Origin of the sequence: Streptomyces sp. NPDC048290 (assembly GCF_040652095.1) — a bacterium.
Taxonomy (GTDB): domain Bacteria; phylum Actinomycetota; class Actinomycetes; order Streptomycetales; family Streptomycetaceae; genus Streptomyces.
On sequence record NZ_JBEZLM010000065.1, the window covers coordinates 1 to 1640 of the forward strand.

At 71.9% G+C, this 1640-nt stretch carries 1 protein-coding gene; it reads right to left on the bottom strand.

Annotated features, from left to right (window positions below; translation table 11 throughout):
* Positions 1–1640: hypothetical protein (locus AB0D49_RS41730; protein ID WP_362769513.1), on the bottom strand; the 1640-nt coding region annotated here is incomplete at both ends.

Consider the following 1640-nt stretch of genomic DNA (forward strand, 5'->3'; position numbering starts at 1 on the left):
CGGCGAGTTTGGTGAGGGCGTCGGGCCCGGCTCCGACCGGCACCGCGGCGCGGTCCAGTGCCTGCTGGGCCACGGTGGCGTGGGTCCTGCCCTCCCTGACCTCGGTCAGCTTGCCCAGGTCCCGCACGGCCGTGCTGCGGTCGGGTGCCTGGAAGGCGGTGTGCAGGGTGAGCGCGGCGATCACGCAGTTGTCGTAGAAGTCCCGGGTGACGTCGCTCCGGTCACGGTTCGCGTGCACCTGGTCGACCAGGTCCTGCGGGGACTGGAACAGCTTGTTCCCGCTGGCGTCGAAGAGGCGGGTGACGGCGTTGACCGGAGAGGCGTCCTGCTGCCCCTGCGTGACGGGCGGCGGGGTGGTGTCGCCGAGGGTCTCGACCAGCTCGTAGACGGTCCTGCGGTCCGGCTTCGGACGCGGGGTCCACTCCTCGTCGAAGTCCCTCCGCGCCTGCTCGTGGCCCTGGACCACGCTCTCCCGGGTCACGAAGTGGGCACGCGTCTCGTCCCGGAAGCGGTCCAGTACGTCCTGCCTGGTGAGTGTGGGATCGCCCGCCGTGTCGTTCAGGACGTCCCGCATGATGCCGGGGATCTGGTCGCGTACGAAGCTGGTGACGTCGTCGTCGAAGAGGAGGTTGCGCAGGGTCGAGTCCTGCTGGAACTCGTCGGCGATCTGCTGGAACAGCGCCTCGGCGTTGTCGTGGAGCGTCTGCTCCTGTTCCGCCCGGGTGAGCGGGGTGTCATCGGTGAGGGGCGGCGACTCGGGGCGGGCGTCGGTGTCGGGCTCGGTGTCCGGCTCCGCCTGGGTCTCGGACTGGGTCTCGGACTCCGTCGACTGGTCCGGCGTCGGCTGGGAGGTGACGGTCATCGGACGGGGCTCGCCGATCTCCTCCGTCTGCGCGGGCCGCGGTGTCTGCGTGCTCTCCGTCGTCTGCGGCGTTCCCGGTGTACCCGTCTCCCCCGACTGCCCCGGCCCCGCGGTTGTCGAGAGGGGCGTCGGTGTGTCGGTGAGGGTGTTGAGGAGGTCTTCCGTGGTGGGGACCGACTCGACGTCGGAGGGCTGCGGTCCCTCGGTGGGGACGAGTGGCCCGGAGATCCCGTCGGCCGGCTGGTTCGCCTGACCCGCCTGACCCGCCTGACCCGCCTGACCGGACTGACCCGGCTGACTCGACTGGATCGGCTGCGGGGTCTGCCCCCGGCCCTGCGCGGGCGTCTGTCCCTGCGACTGACCCTGGCCCTGCCCAGGACCTTGGCTCTGGGTCTGCGGCTGCGGCTGCGGCTGCGCCGGTGTCCCGGAGGCCGCCTGACTCTGCACCGGCGGCGGCGTCATCAGCGGCTGTGCCGGCGCCTTGTCCCCCGACGGGACCTGCCCCTGCGCCGGCGCGTCCAGGCCGCTCAGGGCGTCGCTCTGCGTCCGGATCGGTGTCTGACCACCGTTCAGCGTCACCGACGACGCCTGGTCCTGACCCTTCTCCGACCCGTACGCCTGACCCTGCTTGCCGTCCCCCGCTGTGTACGGCCCGCTGTCCCCAACGGACGACTGGCCCGTGTCCGTGTCGCGGGCCGGGTCCGGCAGCCGCTGCTCCGGGAGCGGGTTGAGGTCCTCGGGCGTGTACGGCGGCAGCGTGTCGAACTTGGTGTCCAGC